At 43.2% G+C, this 15,894-nt stretch carries 15 protein-coding genes; 9 read left to right on the plus strand and 6 right to left on the minus strand.

Translation table 11 applies throughout. From position 1 onward, the window contains the following. The first annotated feature begins 673 nt into the window (after nt 1–673). The 6 genes from pcnB to BP27_RS0105840 all read left to right on the plus strand — a co-directional run bounded on the left by pcnB (nt 674) and on the right by BP27_RS0105840 (nt 6,077). Nucleotides 674–2,038: a polynucleotide adenylyltransferase PcnB gene (gene pcnB, locus BP27_RS0105815; RefSeq protein ID WP_027850751.1), complete on the plus strand. Its 1,365-nt coding sequence runs from the start codon at nt 674–676 to the stop codon at nt 2,036–2,038. A 16-nt stretch (nt 2,039–2,054) separates the two neighbouring features. Further along, the gene (gene folK / locus BP27_RS15385) at nt 2,055–2,564 is read left to right on the plus strand and encodes a 2-amino-4-hydroxy-6-hydroxymethyldihydropteridine diphosphokinase (RefSeq protein WP_051610380.1); all 510 of its coding nucleotides are present in this window, start codon (nt 2,055–2,057) and stop codon (nt 2,562–2,564) included. A gap of 104 nt (nt 2,565–2,668) precedes the next feature. Continuing rightward, nucleotides 2,669–3,460, plus strand: coding sequence for a 3-methyl-2-oxobutanoate hydroxymethyltransferase (gene panB, locus BP27_RS0105825; protein ID WP_027850752.1), 792 nt, complete (start codon nt 2,669–2,671; stop codon nt 3,458–3,460). Beyond that, a complete protein-coding gene (gene panC, locus BP27_RS0105830; RefSeq protein ID WP_027850753.1) occupies nt 3,457–4,323 on the plus strand; it encodes a pantoate--beta-alanine ligase in 867 nt (288 codons plus the stop codon). Before panB ends, panC begins: the two co-directional genes overlap by 4 nt. 22 nt (nt 4,324–4,345) lie before the next feature. Beyond that, nucleotides 4,346–4,726 carry an aspartate 1-decarboxylase gene (panD, locus tag BP27_RS0105835; RefSeq protein ID WP_027850754.1) on the plus strand — a complete coding sequence of 127 codons (381 nt, stop codon included), beginning with the start codon at nt 4,346–4,348 and terminating at the stop codon, nt 4,724–4,726. A 175-nt stretch (nt 4,727–4,901) separates the two neighbouring features. Continuing rightward, complete coding sequence (locus BP27_RS0105840) at nt 4,902–6,077, plus strand: acetyl-CoA C-acetyltransferase (protein ID WP_027850755.1); 1,176 nt, start codon at nt 4,902–4,904, stop codon at nt 6,075–6,077. 90 nt (nt 6,078–6,167) lie between these two features. Here the strand turns inward: BP27_RS0105840 and dnaJ are convergent, their stop codons facing one another. The 5 genes from dnaJ to BP27_RS0105865 all read right to left on the minus strand — a co-directional run bounded on the left by dnaJ (nt 6,168) and on the right by BP27_RS0105865 (nt 11,682). After that, complete coding sequence (gene dnaJ / locus BP27_RS0105845) at nt 6,168–7,295, minus strand: molecular chaperone DnaJ (RefSeq protein ID WP_027850756.1); 1,128 nt, start codon at nt 7,293–7,295, stop codon at nt 6,168–6,170. A gap of 99 nt (nt 7,296–7,394) precedes the next feature. Then, nucleotides 7,395–9,317, minus strand: coding sequence for a molecular chaperone DnaK (dnaK, locus tag BP27_RS0105850; protein ID WP_027850757.1), 1,923 nt, complete (start codon nt 9,315–9,317; stop codon nt 7,395–7,397). Nucleotides 9,318–9,381: 64 nt separating this feature from the next. Next, nucleotides 9,382–9,975 (minus strand): nucleotide exchange factor GrpE, encoded by a 594-nt coding sequence (grpE, locus tag BP27_RS0105855; protein ID WP_027850758.1) that lies wholly within the window; start codon nt 9,973–9,975, stop codon nt 9,382–9,384. A 96-nt stretch (nt 9,976–10,071) separates the two neighbouring features. Then, nucleotides 10,072–10,275, minus strand: a complete 204-nt coding sequence (locus BP27_RS0105860) for a hypothetical protein (protein WP_027850759.1) — start codon at nt 10,273–10,275, stop codon at nt 10,072–10,074. 105 nt (nt 10,276–10,380) lie between these two features. Further along, nucleotides 10,381–11,682, minus strand: a complete 1,302-nt coding sequence (locus BP27_RS0105865) for an ISL3 family transposase (protein WP_027850760.1) — start codon at nt 11,680–11,682, stop codon at nt 10,381–10,383. A 265-nt stretch (nt 11,683–11,947) separates the two neighbouring features. Between BP27_RS0105865 and BP27_RS0105870 the strand changes: the two genes are divergently transcribed. Further along, nucleotides 11,948–12,412 carry a cyclic nucleotide-binding domain-containing protein gene (locus BP27_RS0105870; RefSeq protein ID WP_027850761.1) on the plus strand — a complete coding sequence of 155 codons (465 nt, stop codon included), beginning with the start codon at nt 11,948–11,950 and terminating at the stop codon, nt 12,410–12,412. A 95-nt stretch (nt 12,413–12,507) separates the two neighbouring features. After that, nucleotides 12,508–13,965 carry an NAD-dependent succinate-semialdehyde dehydrogenase gene (locus tag BP27_RS0105875; protein WP_245597816.1) on the plus strand — a complete coding sequence of 486 codons (1,458 nt, stop codon included), beginning with the start codon at nt 12,508–12,510 and terminating at the stop codon, nt 13,963–13,965. A 118-nt stretch (nt 13,966–14,083) separates the two neighbouring features. On the opposite strand, the gene BP27_RS15390 is transcribed toward BP27_RS0105875, so the two are convergent. Beyond that, on the minus strand, nt 14,084–14,428 hold the full coding sequence (locus BP27_RS15390) for an acyl-CoA thioesterase (RefSeq protein WP_051610382.1): 345 nt from the start codon (nt 14,426–14,428) through the stop codon (nt 14,084–14,086). A gap of 414 nt (nt 14,429–14,842) precedes the next feature. Here BP27_RS15390 and BP27_RS0105885 point away from each other — a divergent pair, with 414 nt between their 5' ends. Next, nucleotides 14,843–15,832, plus strand: coding sequence for a PstS family phosphate ABC transporter substrate-binding protein (locus BP27_RS0105885; protein WP_150112022.1), 990 nt, complete (start codon nt 14,843–14,845; stop codon nt 15,830–15,832). The last annotated feature ends 62 nt before the right edge of the window (nt 15,833–15,894 follow it).

Genomic DNA, 15,894 nt, shown 5'->3' on the forward strand with positions numbered 1-15,894 from the left:
TGGGTAACACTTTTTAATTCAACCAGCCCTAAAACACCCCACAAAAACCTAAGCTATTGTTTTTAATAGAGTTATTAAAACTTGGCACATATCCCGCTATATACTTAGTAAGAATAACAAGAACACCGGCGTCAGCCGCTCAGAAAAAACAAAAACAAACCTGAGTCTGACCGAACCGGCTTCCAAAAAACAAAAACAAATAGGAAGCCTGGTGAACGACCGCCACACTAGCCAACACAAAAATAAAAAAAGGCGAAGCGGCTTTAAGAGCAAACAACAACAATAAAAGCTAAGGTCACCGGTCTTCAGCGAAAACTGATGCAAAATTGATAAAAATAAAAATAATATCAAGTGCATACAAAGGGTGAATAAAAACAATAAACACCCGGGAAAAAGTCCAAGCTGAGGCTAAATTGTTTTGAATACGAGATGGTCTGCCAAGGCAGAAGAATAAAAACAAAAGCATCTGTTAGTTGGCGACTGTGATGCGTATTCAGAGCGATCTAGAATTTTCATCCTAGATAAACGAAGGGACTCGTAAGCATTAATCGACTAATAAGGGGAAGGCGTTTACGCCTTCCCCTTTTTCTTTTGTCTATTTAAGCCTTTCTTCCTTTGCCCCACCCCACAGGTCGGTTAAACTGCCTCATCTTTCTTTTTACCTTGGATCAAAATGATTAAAGGAATTAGCAGTTACATCAAAAGCCGTATGAATAAGCCAAACCTAAGCAGCAAACCACAATTTAAAAAACTACCACGTTCAGAGCATCCTATCTCTCGTAGCGAGATACACGAAGGTGCAATCAAGGTGCTCTATCGTTTACATAAAGGTGGCTATCAAGCTTATTTAGTGGGCGGTTCAATCCGCGATCGTCTTTTAGGTAAAAACCCTAAAGACTTTGATGTAGCAACCGATGCAACCCCTGAGCAAGTGACCGAACTATTTCGTAACTCTCGAATGATAGGTAGACGCTTTAGAATAGTTCACGTTAGGTTTGGTCGAGAAATAATTGAGGTGACCACCTTTAGAGGTAAAACTGAAGAAGCCACCGACAAGCGTATTAAGCAAACCGATGAAGGTATGCTTCTACGCGATAATGTTTGGGGGTCAATTGAAGAAGATGCTCTAAGGCGAGATTTCACAGTTAACGCGCTTTATTACAGCATTAAAGATTTTTCTATTCATGACTATACGGGTGGCTTAGAAGACCTAAAGAATAGGCGCCTGCGTTTAATTGGTGACCCAGTTACACGCTACCGTGAAGATCCTGTTCGTATGCTTAGAGCCATACGTTTTGCTGCCAAGCTTAACTTCACACTAGAAGCAGCGACTGAAGCACCTATACGCGAGCAAGCCAATCTTCTACTTCAAGTAGCACCAGCGCGCATGTTTGATGAAGTACTAAAACTTTTGCTGGCAGGTCAAGCCTTAACCACCTTACATTTACTAATAGACTATGGGCTTTTTGCATTTTTGTTTCCTTCCACCCATGAGGCGCTCAAAACTGATCCTCTAGCCTTAAAAATACTTGAGCAGGCAATGAAAAATACAGATCAACGTATTTATGAAGGCCGCCCTGTTACACCTGCTTTTCTATATGCCGTTTTACTCTGGCCAGGCTTAAAACAAATTTTTAATGACTTACAAAATAATGGCGTTCCTGCTTTTCCAGCCATGCAACAAGCTGGTAACCGGCTGCTGCAAAGGCAGAATCAACACATTACTATACCCAAGCGTTTTGCTTTCCCCATGCGTGAAATTTGGGACCTACAGTTAAAGCTGCCATTGCGCCATGGCAAACGCGCTTGGGCACTTATTCAAATGCCGCGCTTTCGTGCTGCTTATGATTTTTTACTATTACGAGAAATTGCTGGCGAGCCAACTGAAGGGGCAGCAGCTTGGTGGACTGCTTTTCAAGAAGCAGATGAAAGCGAGCAGCATAAGCTAACTGCCTCTTTAGGTCCTGCATCAACAAAAAAATCTGGCAGCAAACGACGTAAACCAAGACGTCGTAAACCAACAACGACTAACCGCTAATTAAAGGTAGTTACTAATGGCTAACGCTTGGATAGGTTTAGGTAGCAACCTAGAGAACCCTAGCAAACAAGTTTCAGATGCATTTTTAGAGCTAGCAAAGCTTCCTAAAACACAACTTTTAAAAGCATCAAAGCTTTGGAAAAGCAAACCTTTAGGCCCACAAGACCAGCCTGACTTTATTAATGCAGTGGCTGAAATTTCAACAGAGCTAGAGCCGCTAGCACTCTTACACAGCCTGCAAGCGATTGAAGCTTTACACCAGCGTAAAAGAGAGCAGCACTGGGGACCAAGAACACTTGATTTAGATATTTTGTTATACGATGAGCAAGTCTTAAATAGTGAGAAGTTAACACTACCTCACCCAGGTATTGCTGAACGCGCATTTGTACTCTGTCCTTTGGCGGAATTAAATGAAAATTTGTACCTACCTAATCTAGGCTCGGTTAAGCAATTAATTCAACAACTTGGCCAAACAGCTTGCAGTGAAGTGTTACCCTTAGAAGCAAAAGCCTGCACAAGTTTTTGACTTTTAGGTTACGAGGGGTAACAATTAATTTTTTATCCCCTATATAATCGCTATAATGTAGTATCCAACTTTATCCATTACCTATCCTGCAAAGGGAGCAGTCCATGAAAACTGTTACCATCAACACCCTGAGAGAATTAAAAGAAGCGGGTGAAAAATTCAGCGTACTCACCTGTTACGACTCCACCTTCTCTACTCGCATCAATGAAGCAGGCGTTGAGGTAATGCTTGTTGGAGACTCTTTAGGCATGGTTTTACAAGGCCATGACTCAACATTGCCAGTAACTGTTGAAGACATTGCCTATCACACTCAGGCAGTCAAGCGCGGTAATCAACACGCTCTTATCATGGCTGATCTACCTTTTATGTCAGATTCAAGCCTAGCTACTCTACTGGAAAACTCTGCAAGCCTTATGCGTGCAGGTGCTCACCTAGTTAAAATAGAGGGCGATGCTTGGCTAGCCGAAGGGATAACTCAACTAAGCCAGCGTGGAATACCTGTGTGCGCACACTTAGGGCTTACACCTCAAACAGTTAACCAGCTAGGTGGCTATAAAGTTCAAGGCCGTGGCGATGCTGGTCAAGCTTTAATAGATGCAGCTATTAAGCTAGAAGCTGCTGGTGCTTCTCTGCTTCTTTTAGAATGCGTACCCACCCACATAGGTGAAGCTGTTACTCGAGCAGTGAAATGCCCAGTTATAGGTATAGGTGCAGGCCCTAAAACTGATGGTCAGGTTTTAGTATTGCACGATATGCTAGGTATAACGGTGGGCAAAACCGCAAAATTTGTGAAAAACTTTATGCTAGAAGCCAGTTCAATTCCTGAAGCTTTAGCTGCCTACCATAAAGAAGTAAAATCAGGTGAATTTCCTGCTGAGGAACATTGTTTCAAATGAAAGCACCTCTAAAAACCCTGGTTGAAATTAGCCAATTACGTGAAGAATTAGCGGCTTGCCGTGCTCAAGGTAAAAAAATTGCTTTAGTTCCAACCATGGGCAATCTACACCAAGGCCACTTGCGTCTAGTTGAAGAAGCTAAGCGTCATGCTGATTTTATTGTAGCCAGCATTTTTGTTAACCCTCTACAGTTTAACCCTGATGAAGATTACGAAAGCTATCCACGTACGCTTGCAGAAGACCAAACCAAACTGGCTAGTGCTGGTTGTGACCTACTCTTTACTCCAAGCGTAGAAGTGGTTTACCCCAATGGACAAGAAAACCAAACCCGTGTTGTTGTTCCTGGGGTAAGTGAAGGTTTATGCGGGCAAAAACGTCCTGGTCACTTTGATGGCGTAGCAACTATTGTTACTAAGCTGTTCAACTTTGTGCAGCCAGATGTTGCCTGTTTTGGACAAAAAGACTACCAACAGTTAAGTGTCATTCGTAAGTTGGTTGAAGACTTGTCTTTTGCAATTAAAATAATTGATGTACCCACTCATAGAACACCAGAAGGGTTAGCGCTGTCTTCACGTAATAATTACCTAACCCCTGAACAGCTAGCTAAAGCACCAACGCTTTATGCAACATTAAAAGAAGCCGCGAAAGAGCTAGCCGCTGGTAACACTCACTTCAATGAGCTTAACCACCAGGCACGAGCCCGCCTAGCAGAACAAGGTTTTGCACCAGAGTATGTTGAAATTCGTAATCTTGATCTAAGCCCAGCCAGCTTGACTGCTAACACTTGGGTCATTCTTATAGCTGCTAGGTTAGGCAAGACTCGCCTTATAGATAACCTGATTGTTCAGCGTGACAGCAATTAATTAAAAGAGGTAAGACAAAGCAATGCAAACCATTTTACTGAAAGCCAAACTCCACCAAGCTCGCGTTACCCATGCGGTTCTTGAGTATGAAGGCTCCTGTGCCATAGATGGTAACCTATTAGATATGGCTGGCATGCATGAGTACGAACAAATTCAAATTTATAACCTTGAAAATGGTAAGCGCTTTACTACTTATATTATTCGTGGTGAAGAAGGCAGTGGAATCATCTCAGTTAATGGTGCTGCCGCTCACTTAGCCAGTGTTGGAGACAGGGTAATTATTTGTGCTTACGCTAACTATTCTGAAGAAGAACGCTTAAAGCATAAACCTGCACTTATCTACATGGCAGAGGGTAATGCCGTAAGTCACACAAGTGACGCTATTCCTGTTCAGGTTTCTTAAACCTAACATCAAGGCAGCCAAGGCTGCCTTTTTTTATAACAAATTTACCTCTTTTTTATACTAGCAGTAGGCAATCAACTTGGCTTCTGGTACATTTTTACTTTAGCCATGGATAATATTCGTTATTTTGCCCCACCTGCTATCACATTTAGTGGGGCTTTTTTGGAGAATTAATATGCAAGATGTCGTTATTGTTGCTGCAGGTCGTACTGCTATTGGTGGTTTTGGTGGTTCACTTGCTAAAGTTCCTGCTCACGAGTTAGGCGCAACCGTTATTAAAGGACTATTAGAGAAATCGGGCGTTAAAGCAGACCAGGTAGATGAAGTTATTTTAGGTCAGGTGCTAACTGCTGGCTGTGGTCAAAACCCTGCTCGCCAAGCATTGATTGCTGCTGGCCTGCCTGAAACAACCTCAGCCATGACCATTAACAAGGTATGTGGCTCGGGCTTAAAAGCACTCCACCTAGCCACTCAGGCTATTCGTTGTGGTGATGCCGATATTATTATTGCTGGTGGCCAAGAGAACATGAGTTCTACACCACATATTCTACCTAATTCACGCAATGGCCAGCGTATGGGGCCTTGGACTGCACAAGACACCATGATTGTTGATGGTTTGTGGGATGCGTTTAACGATTACCACATGGGTATTACTACAGAAAATATCGTAGACCAGTTTAAAATTAGTCGTGAAGATCAAGATGCTTTTGCAGCAGCCTCGCAAGATAAAGCCTCTAAAGCTGTTGCAGCTGGTCGTTTTAAAGATGAAATTTTCCCTGTCACTATTCCTCAACGTAAGGGTGACCCTATCGTTTTTGATACTGATGAAGGCCCACGTAGTGTCACTGCCGAAAAACTTGGCACTATGCGCCCAGCATTTAAAAAAGACGGTACAGTAACCGCAGGTAATGCTTCTTCTATTAACGACGGTGCTGCTGCAGTTATTCTTTGTTCAGCTAAAAAAGCTGAAGAGCTTGGCTTAACAGTACTTGCACGTATTAAAGCTTACTCCTCAGCGGGTGTAGATCCAAAGATCATGGGTACTGGCCCAATTCCTGCCACGCGTTTGTGCTTAGAAAAAGCAGGCTGGGATATTAACGAGCTAGATTTAGTAGAAGCTAACGAAGCCTTTGCTGCACAAGCACTGTGTGTGAACCGTGAACTCGGCTGGGATGTTAGTAAGGTCAACGTGAATGGCGGCGCAATTGCCCTAGGTCACCCCATTGGTGCTTCTGGTTGCCGTGTTTTGGTTTCTTTAGTACACGAAATGCTTAAGCAAGATGCTAAAAAAGGCCTAGCTACTTTATGTATTGGTGGTGGTCAGGGTGTTGCTTTAGCGGTAGAGCGCTAAGCTAACTTATTTGCCTAGAATTAAAACTCTAGGCATTAAAAAACCCCTAGTCTTTTGGACTAGGGGTTTTTATTTAGCTAAAGGTAAGCTTTAAGGTTTCATATCTTCAAAAAACTTCTTCACACCATCAAACCAACTACTCTTTTTAGGTGAATGCTTGTCTGCTCGAGTATCTTCGTGGAACTGTCGCAGAATATCTTTCTGCGCTTCACTTAAATTAACCGGTGTTTCTAGCACCACTCGGCAAAGTAGGTCACCCTGAGCACCACCTCTTACTGGCTTAACACCTTTACCACGCAAGCGGAATAATTTACCTGTTTGTGTTTCAGCAGGAATTTTTAATTTAACACGACCCTGCAAGGTAGGAACTTCTAATTCGCCACCAAGAGTTGCATCAACAAAACTCACGGGCACTTCACAATAAAGGTTGGCACCATCTCTTTCAAAAATGGGGTGTGGGCGTACATTAACCTGCACATAAAGATCGCCCGTAGGGCCACCCATACGACCTGCTTCACCCTCACCAGAAAGACGAATACGATCACCCGTATCGACACCAGCTGGAATTTTAACTTCTAGGGTTTTAGTGTTTTGTATACGACCTTCACCGTGGCATTTTTTACAGGGGTTGCGTATAGATTTACCCGCACCATGACAGGTAGGACAGGTTTGCTGAATTGCAAAAAAGCCCTGCTGCATGCGTACTTGCCCCATGCCATTACAAGTAGTACAAGTCTCAACCTTGCCATCTTCAGAGCCAGTAGCATTACAGTGATGGCACTCCTCTAAAGTTGGTACTTTAATTTTTACACTACTGCCTTTAACTGCATCTTCTAAGTCTAAATCTAGCTGATAGCGTAAATCTGAACCGCGTTGGGCTCCACCTCGACTCCCTCTAGATCCACCCCCAGAGAAGATATCGCCGAACATATCGCCAAATACATCACCAAAGCCACCACCAGAGAAGCCGCCAGCACCACCACCCATTTGTGGATCTACACCAGCGTGACCAAAACGATCATAAGCTTCACGCTTTTCTTCGTCTGCTAAAACCTCATAGGCTTCGGTCGCTTCTTTAAATTTATCTTCAGCTTCGGGATCATCTGAATTGCGGTCCGGATGGTATTTCATAGCTAGACGACGGTAGGCTTTTTTGATTTCTTTTTCATCAGCCCCCCGCTCTACACCTAGGATTTCGTAATAATCACGTTTTGCCATGGTTTTTTGTCACCGCCTGTTTCAACCATCTTATAAAGATAACGCGGGATGAGTCTCCCGCGTTATCTGTTATCTTTACTAATTGAGCTACCAGAAAACTTACTTCTTATCGTCTTCTTTCACTTCTTCAAACTCTGCGTCTACTGCATCGTCTGGACCTGCAGAGGCACTAGCATCTTCACCAGCCCCTTCAGCCTGAGCAGCTTCTTCAGCGTACATTTTTTGTGCCAAGCTACTAGAAGCTTCAGTTAAGGCTTGAGTTTTAGCTTCAATAGCTTCTTTATCGTCACCTTTCATTGCTTCTTCAAGCTCTGCAATGGCTGTTTCTATGGCTTCTTTTTCAGCCGGCTCAACTTTATCTGCGGCATCCGTTAGTGTTTTACGGGTTGCGTGAATCATGCCGTCTGCCTGGTTGCGTGCTTGCACCATTTCTTCAAACTTAGCATCTTCAGCAGCATTCGCTTCAGCATCTTGCACCATCTTCTCAACTTCTTCATCTGACAAACCAGAAGAAGCTTTGATAATGACCGACTGCTCTTTTCCTGTTGCTTTATCTTTAGCAGAAACGTTAAGAATACCGTTAGCGTCTAAATCAAAAGTTACTTCAATTTGTGGTGTGCCACGTTGTGCTGGTGGAATGTCTGCTAAATCAAAACGACCCAGTGATTTATTCTGAGTTGCTTGTTTACGCTCACCCTGCAGAACATGAATGGTTACAGCATTCTGGTTATCTTCAGCAGTAGAGAAAACCTGAGACTTCTTGGTTGGTATAGTTGTGTTCTTCTCAATTAAAGAAGTCATCACACCACCCATGGTTTCAATACCTAGCGTTAGCGGTGTTACGTCAAGAAGTAGAACATCTTTTACATCACCTGCCAGTACTGCGCCCTGGATAGAAGCACCCACTGCCACTGCTTCGTCTGGGTTAACATCTTTACGCGCTTCTTTACCAAAGAAATCTGCAACCTTAGCTTGTACCAGTGGCATACGAATCTGACCACCAACTAGGATTACGTCATCAATTTTACCAGCAGCTAGGCCAGCATCTTTTAATGCAACACGGCAAGGCTCTAGTGAACGCTCAACTAAATCTTCAACTAATGACTCTAACTTAGCGCGTGTTACTTTTACGTTTAAGTGCTTAGGACCACTTGCATCAGCAGTAATGTAAGGTAGGTTCACATCGGTTTGCTGAGCAGATGAAAGCTCAATTTTTGCTTTTTCAGCAGCTTCTTTTAAACGCTGCATGGCTAAAGGATCACCTTTTAAATCCATGCCGTTATCTTTTTGGAATTCTTCTGCTAGGTAGTCAATCAGACGGATATCAAAGTCTTCACCACCTAAGAAGGTGTCACCATTGGTTGCCAAAACTTCAAACTGGGTTTCGCCATCAACGTCGGCAATTTCAATAATTGAAATATCGAAAGTACCACCACCTAAGTCATAAACTGCAATGGTTTTATCGCCACGTGCTTTATCCATACCGTAAGCAAGTGCTGCTGCAGTAGGCTCGTTAATAATACGCTTAACATCTAAACCAGCAATACGACCGGCATCTTTAGTCGCTTGGCGCTGACTATCATTAAAGTAAGCAGGTACAGTAATAACCGCTTCTGTAACCTCTTCACCTAAATAGTCTTCTGCCGTGTCTTTCATTTTCTTTAGTACTTCAGCAGAAACTTGTGGTGGAGCCATCTTTTTGCCGTTTACTTCAACCCAAGCATCGGCATTGTCAGCTTTAACTATCTTGTAAGGCACCATCTTGATGTCTTTTTGAACAACTTCTTCATCAAAACGACGACCAATTAAACGCTTAATAGCATAAAGAGTGTTATGAGGGTTGGTAACTGCCTGACGCTTGGCACTTTGACCAACTAAAATTTCACCATCTTCTGCGTAAGCAATAATAGAAGGAGTTGTACGACCACCTTCAACGTTTTCAATAACCTTAGGTTTATCACCATCTAAAACAGCAATACATGAGTTAGTGGTACCTAGGTCAATACCTATAATGCGACCCATAATTTTATCTCCGAAAGTAAGTTCAATTCGCTTATCTATTTAATGTGTGCTGACTGACTAGATTTCAAGCCGTCTCATCAATTTTTTTTGGCTCACCACCTGTTGCTACTACAACCATGGCTGGGCGTAGCAGACGATTATTTAAGGTGTAGCCTTTTTGCAATACATCCATAACGGAATTTGAAGGCAGAGCGGGGTTAGGTACCATGCTCATTGCTTCATGGTATTGCGGGTCAAAAGTTTGACCTAGAGGATTTAACTGTATGATTTGAAACTTTTCCATTGCAGCTAAATACAACTGCAAGGTCATTTCAACGCCTTCTTTTTGAGACTCATCTGCACCGGCCATTGCTTCTGTTGCTTTCTCTAAACTATCCACAACGGGTAGCAGTTCGCGGGCAAACTTTTCTAAGGCAAATTTGTGGGCTTTTTCTACGTCGGCTTCTGCGCGACGCCTTACATTTTGCGCTTCTGCAGCAGCACGTAGCATTTGATCACGAGCAGAGGCGACTTCTTGCTGCAAACCTTCTACCTGAGCAGACAGACTAGCAATTTCTTCTTCTGGGCTCATTTCTTCACCCGGTCCAACTTCTGCAGTTGTAGCTTCTTCTCGCAAATCTGCTTCAGTTTGCTCTTGGACTTCTTCTTGCTTGCTCATATTTAACTCCGTAAACCGGGTACAGAAAAATACCCTTGCGTTAATTCATGCTGAACTGGTTAGGTCTCACATAAATGGGGGCAAGCTAACAAAGTTTCAAGAGAGAATTTCAAACATCTTGGCAGGGGTAAAATTATACTGCTTGAGCAAGGCTTCTACTTCATTCTTTAGTGACGCATCTAAGTCTGCCACTAATGGCTTTTCTTCTAGCTTAAGCAGCTCTTTACGAAACTGTTTTTCTAGCTCGTCATGCAAATTTATTTTTTGCCGATAGTAGTCTGGCAAACCTCGTGTCTTCAAATCTTCTACCTCTAAATAATTTCTTATGTATAGCAACCTAACTTAGAGCTGCTTTAACTTTCACGCCTACTTTCATGCTTACTGGCAAAAACCGGCTCTTCGCATTTAAGGGTGTAGCTGCTTTTTAAACCCACCTGATTCTAACAAGCACCTTGCTATGTAGTTGGTTAAATTTCTAAATCCCAGTGCTATGCCTCGTAAGTGCTCCAGCCTGCCGTTAATCGCTTCAGTTGGCCCATTACTAGTGCCAGGGCGGTCAAAGTAGGCAAGGATGCTCTGAGCGTGTTTTTTTAATGTTTTTCCTAAGCGTTTAACTTCAATAAGTTCTATCGGTAAGTCAGGCGCTGTGATTATTTTTATAAGTGCTTGCATTAGTTTTTTGCCACGTCTGCGATCTGGCTCGTTATAAGCTGTCACCACTCGTTGATACATACTCCAACTGCAATCTACCTCAAGGTGGCGTTCATCGGAGAAGAGTCGAGTAAGTTGCTTTTTATTGGTTTCAGTTAAGTAGCTAATACGAGTAAGCAACACTCTACGATTTTTATAAAGCGGGTCACTTTTATGCCCTCGACGGCCTAGTATTTCCTGTTGAGCACGCCTGCGGCAGTCATCTAGCATACTGCTTGCCCAGCGTATGACGTGGAAGGGATCAAGTACGGTTTGGGCTTTGGGGATAACTTCTTCAGCAGCCGATTTAAACCCTGAGAAGCCATCCATGGCAATGCTTTCTATTTTGTCACGCCAGGGCTGAGGGCGGTTCTGCAACCATTGCTTAAAGGCTTGCTTAGAACGTCCTTCTAATACATCAAGTAAACGTGCTGGCCCAGTTTTATTACGCACGGGCGTGAGGTCTATGATGGCAGTAACGTACTTATCGCCGTAGCGTGTATGCCGCCAAACATGCTCATCAACACCCAGCACAGTCACACCGTCAAAACGCGCTGGATCATTAAATAATAGGCGCTGACCTTCGTTGATAATGGCATTATTAGCAGTGTGCCACGCTACACCAAGATGAGCAGCAACACGTGATACCGATAGATGATCAATCACGATAGCAGCCAATGCCCAGCGTATCGCCCCATAGGAAAGCTTTGAGCGTGGCGGTGCAGCACTGCTTGTATCTTCATGCCAGAAACAACCGCAAGCACAACTAAAACGACGAATACGCAGCAGTAATGTGGTCGTTCGCTGACCATAAGGCACGTGGGCAAGACACCTATCGACAGTACCTCGAGAAACGCCATAAGTTAAGCATTTAGGGCAAGGCTCTGGCAATTTAGTGAAGCGACACTCAAGAACAGCATGGCTTTCAGTAATATGCTGGCCAGTAGCAACAAGGCCAAGTTTATTTAGTTGGCAAAAGCTGGAAAGGTTAGGGCTAGAAAAGGTAAGATTGTTCATGTCGGGGGCTTAGTTTTTGTTGGTGTGGGAACTTACATTTTCTAAGATCCCCGACTCCTTTTCCAGCCGGTCAGGTTTTTTCTACACCCTTAAATGCGAAGAGCCCAAAAACCTTGCCTACAAACCTATGAGAAGGGTCAACCAAATCACTTTTAAAACATAACCAACCTTTAAGTAACAATTATCAACCTAGATCACACCTTAATTGCATTTGGCTCTGCTATTCTAAGCTGACTAATATCCGTTACTCAGTGGAAGCTCAACTATGAAACAAATCAATACGCTAAGGCACAAAGTTATCCAGCTTCTTAACCGCCTTGATTTTTTTAAAAACTTTAGCGATACAGATATAACGCTACTGGTTGAAGGTAAAGGAATGATTGTACTAGCAGAAGAGGGCGAGTACGTTATTAAAGAAGGAACCATAGACCCTACCTTATATATACCTCTAAGCGGAGAGCTAGAGGTACGCATTACCAACGAAGCAGGCAAAGAAGTGCCAGTAGCTAAAATACCACCTGGTGAAACAATTGGCGAGGCATCTTTTTTAACAGACAACCCTAGAAGCGCCAATGTTGTAGCCCTCAAACAAACAGTCATGTTTCGTTGTAGTCGAGTGGCTCTAAACAACCTAGCACCCTCTGCGCGCGAAAAAATAAAAGACCAAATTATTATCAAACTAGTTGAGCGTTTAAACCAGCAAAATCAAACACTCAGCAACCGTCAATAAGCGCCCACTTAACCTTTTATCTCTGAATAGACCTATATTCTTACTCTATTAACACGCCTAGACTGTTAACTAGTATTAACGAAATGAGGTTAAAAATGCCTGATACTATTCAAGAATTCATTACCAACAAGGCATACATCAATGGCTTGTGGATAAACTCACTAAGCAACAAGCGTTATAAAATACTTAACCCTGCAACGGGTGAGTTTTTAGCTGAAGTTCCTTCAATGTCCGATGCCGATACTGAACAGGCAATCAATGCTGCTAATGCAGCCTTACCTGCATGGAAGCAATTAACAGCTAAAGAGCGTAGCCAACTTTTACGTCGCTGGTTTGATTTAATCATGCAAAACCAAGATGCTCTAGCCACGCTAATGACTCAAGAACAGGGTAAGCCTCTGGCTGAAGCGAAAGGTGAAATAGCCTATGCAGCTTCTTTTGTAGAATGGTTTGCAGAAGAAGCCAAGCGAATTGATGGTGAAGTGTTACCAGGCCACCAGCCAGATAAACGCATTCTCGTTCTCAAGCAACCCGTAGGCGTAGTGGCTGCCATTACACCTTGGAACTTTCCATCGGCCATGATTACTCGCAAAGCAGCGCCAGCACTTGCAGCCGGCTGCACCCTGGTTTTAAAGCCTGCACCCCAAACCCCCCTCTCTGCCCTAGCTTTAGCAAAACTTGCCGAACAAGCCGGTATTCCTGCAGGTGTATTTAATGTAGTGACTGCAGATACAGACGATGCTCGCCTAGTAGGTGAAGTGCTTACCGCGAGCCCGATTATTCGTAAGCTTTCTTTTACAGGGTCAACGCCTGTAGGTATTCACTTAATGCAGGCCAGCGCACCAACACTTAAAAAGCTTTCACTTGAACTAGGCGGCAACGCACCCTTTATTGTTTTTGATGATGCTGATTTAGATGCAGCTGTTGAGGGCGCCATTATTTCCAAATACCGCAATGCAGGACAAACCTGTGTTTGCGCTAACCGTATTTATGTACAAGCAGGTGTTTATGATGCTTTTGCTGAAAAATTCTCTGCTGCAGTACAAAAGCTAAAAGTGGGCTCAGGTATAGAGTCAGGTGTAGAGATTGGTCCATTAATTGACCAAAAAGCCGTTGAAAAAGTAGAAGCCCATTTAAAAGATGCTCTAGATAAGGGTGGAAAACTTTTACTCGGCGGCAAACGCCATTCGTTAGGAGCCAGTTTTTTTGAACCTACTGTTATTACGGGTGCAAATCAAGATATGCGAGTAGCTAGAGAAGAAACCTTTGGTCCTTTAGCGCCTTTATTTAGCTTTAAAGATGAAGCAGAAGTTATCCAGCTTGCCAATGCAACCGAATATGGTTTGGCAGCCTACTTCTATGCCCGTGACTTATCACGGGTTTGGAAGGTGGCCGAAGAACTAGAGTACGGCATGGTGGGTATTAATACTGGTGTTATTTCAACTGAAGTAGCACCTTTTGGCGGCATTAAGTCATCTGGGCTAGGTCGTGAAGGTTCACGCCATGGCATAGATGAGTACTTAGAAATGAAATACCTTTGCCTTAGCGTTTAAGAGAAGAACAATGACAAACACTAATCAGCCTATGATTCGGTGTAAATAAGTTTATTGGTTTTTAATGAAAAAGGGGTTAGCTGTTAGCTAGCCCCCTTTATTTTCTACAGCTAAAAACTTAACACTTAGGCAAGGTTCTTATACGTCCTTTATCATCTAGAGCAACCATTACAAAAGTTGCTTCTGTCACTTTATAAAGGCTATTAGGATCTTGCTCATTGGGCGGTAAAATCCACACTTCAATATTAATTTTCAAAGAGCTAGTACCTGTTTCAACTAGCTGAGAGTGCACCTCTACTAAGCTACCTAAACGAACGGGGCACAGAAAATCCATACTACTTAATGCAACCGTGGCTGTACGCCCTTTAGCTAAACGTGCCGCAGTTAGTTCAGCAGCCTGTTCCATTTGTGAAACCACCCAGCTTGCAGAAATATCACCGTGCAAATTAGTATCTTTAGGCATGGCAACTAACTTAAGCGTTCAGGCTGTAGAAAAACCTAAGAGGTCTCAGGTTTTGGAAGATTTGCGCGCTCCTACGTAAATTCTGGAGTTTCTGATGATGAAAAGTGCTCCAGAATTCACGTAGAGTCGCCATTTTTAGTATGAAAAATGATCAATTTTTTTAGGCTGAGGTTTTTCTACAGCCTCGTTAGCTGGCCTTCCGGCCCGGGAATATCTTCAAGATCATCGAGTTCTGTCATTACTGCACCCATTCTTTTATCGAATTTTTATTTTGTTCGCAGTTGCGATATAAGAAACTTTACCTGCAATGGCTTAGAAAGCAAACCTGTTTCATCAAACTGTCATTTATCTATTTTAAGCTGCATCCCAGTTAAGAGAAACCAGTTTAAATAAGACGATGAAACGGAGAAGCACATGACTTTTAAAATTCCTAGTATAAAAACAAACCTATTAGCTAGCGCACTGGGTTTAACCGCTGCGTTATTAACGACCAGTACAATTGCAGCAGTTGATCCAAAGCTACCTGACTACGCTCGTACCAGCGGCGTATCAGGCAACCTAACCAGCCAGGGCTCAGACACCCTAGCCAACCTAATGACGCTCTGGGCTGATGAGTTTAAAAACAGCTACCCTAACGTCAACATTCAAATTCAAGCAGCCGGTTCGTCCACTGCACCCCCTGCTTTAGCAGAAGGCACCTCTAACATTGGCCCCATGTCGCGCAGAATGAAAGACAGCGAAATTGAAGCCTTTGAAGCACGTTATGGTTATCGCCCTACGGCTATACCTGTAGCAATCGATGCCTTGGCGATTTTTGTACACAAAGATAACCCCATTAAAGGGCTCACTTTAGATCAAGTTGATGCTATTTTTTCTTCAACTAGACGCTGCGGTGCCAACCAAACCATTACCCGCTGGGGTGATTTAGGTATGCAAGGTGCTTGGGAAAACCGCCCCATTCAGCTTTATGGTCGTAACTCAGTGTCTGGAACCTACGGCTACTTTAAAGACAATGCGCTTTGTAAAGGCGACTTTAAAAACAGTGTTAACGAACAACCTGGGTCTGCTTCAGTGGTTCAGTCTATATCCACCTCACTTAACGCTATTGGTTATTCAGGTGTAGGTTACAGAACTTCATCTGTACGCACTGTGCCTTTAGCAACTAAAGCAGGTGATCGCTTTGTTGATGCCACCCCAGAAGAAGCTGCTTCAGGTGAATTCCCGCTTTCACGCTTTTTATATGTTTATGTGAACAAGCGCCCTAACCAACCCATGCAACCTTTAGACAGAGAGTTTGTAAAATTAATTCTATCTAAACAAGGTCAAGAAGTTGTAGTACGTGATGGCTATGTTCCTTTACCGGCAACCTTGGTTGAAAAACTACGCAAAGATTTAGCCCTTTAAATTCAGCTAATCACTCAACAAAAAGAAGCAGCTCTAAGGCTGCTTCTTTTTTTGTCATTTAA

The sequence above is a fragment of the Marinospirillum insulare DSM 21763 genome (assembly GCF_000686905.1).
Lineage (GTDB): Bacteria > Pseudomonadota > Gammaproteobacteria > Pseudomonadales > Halomonadaceae > Marinospirillum > Marinospirillum insulare.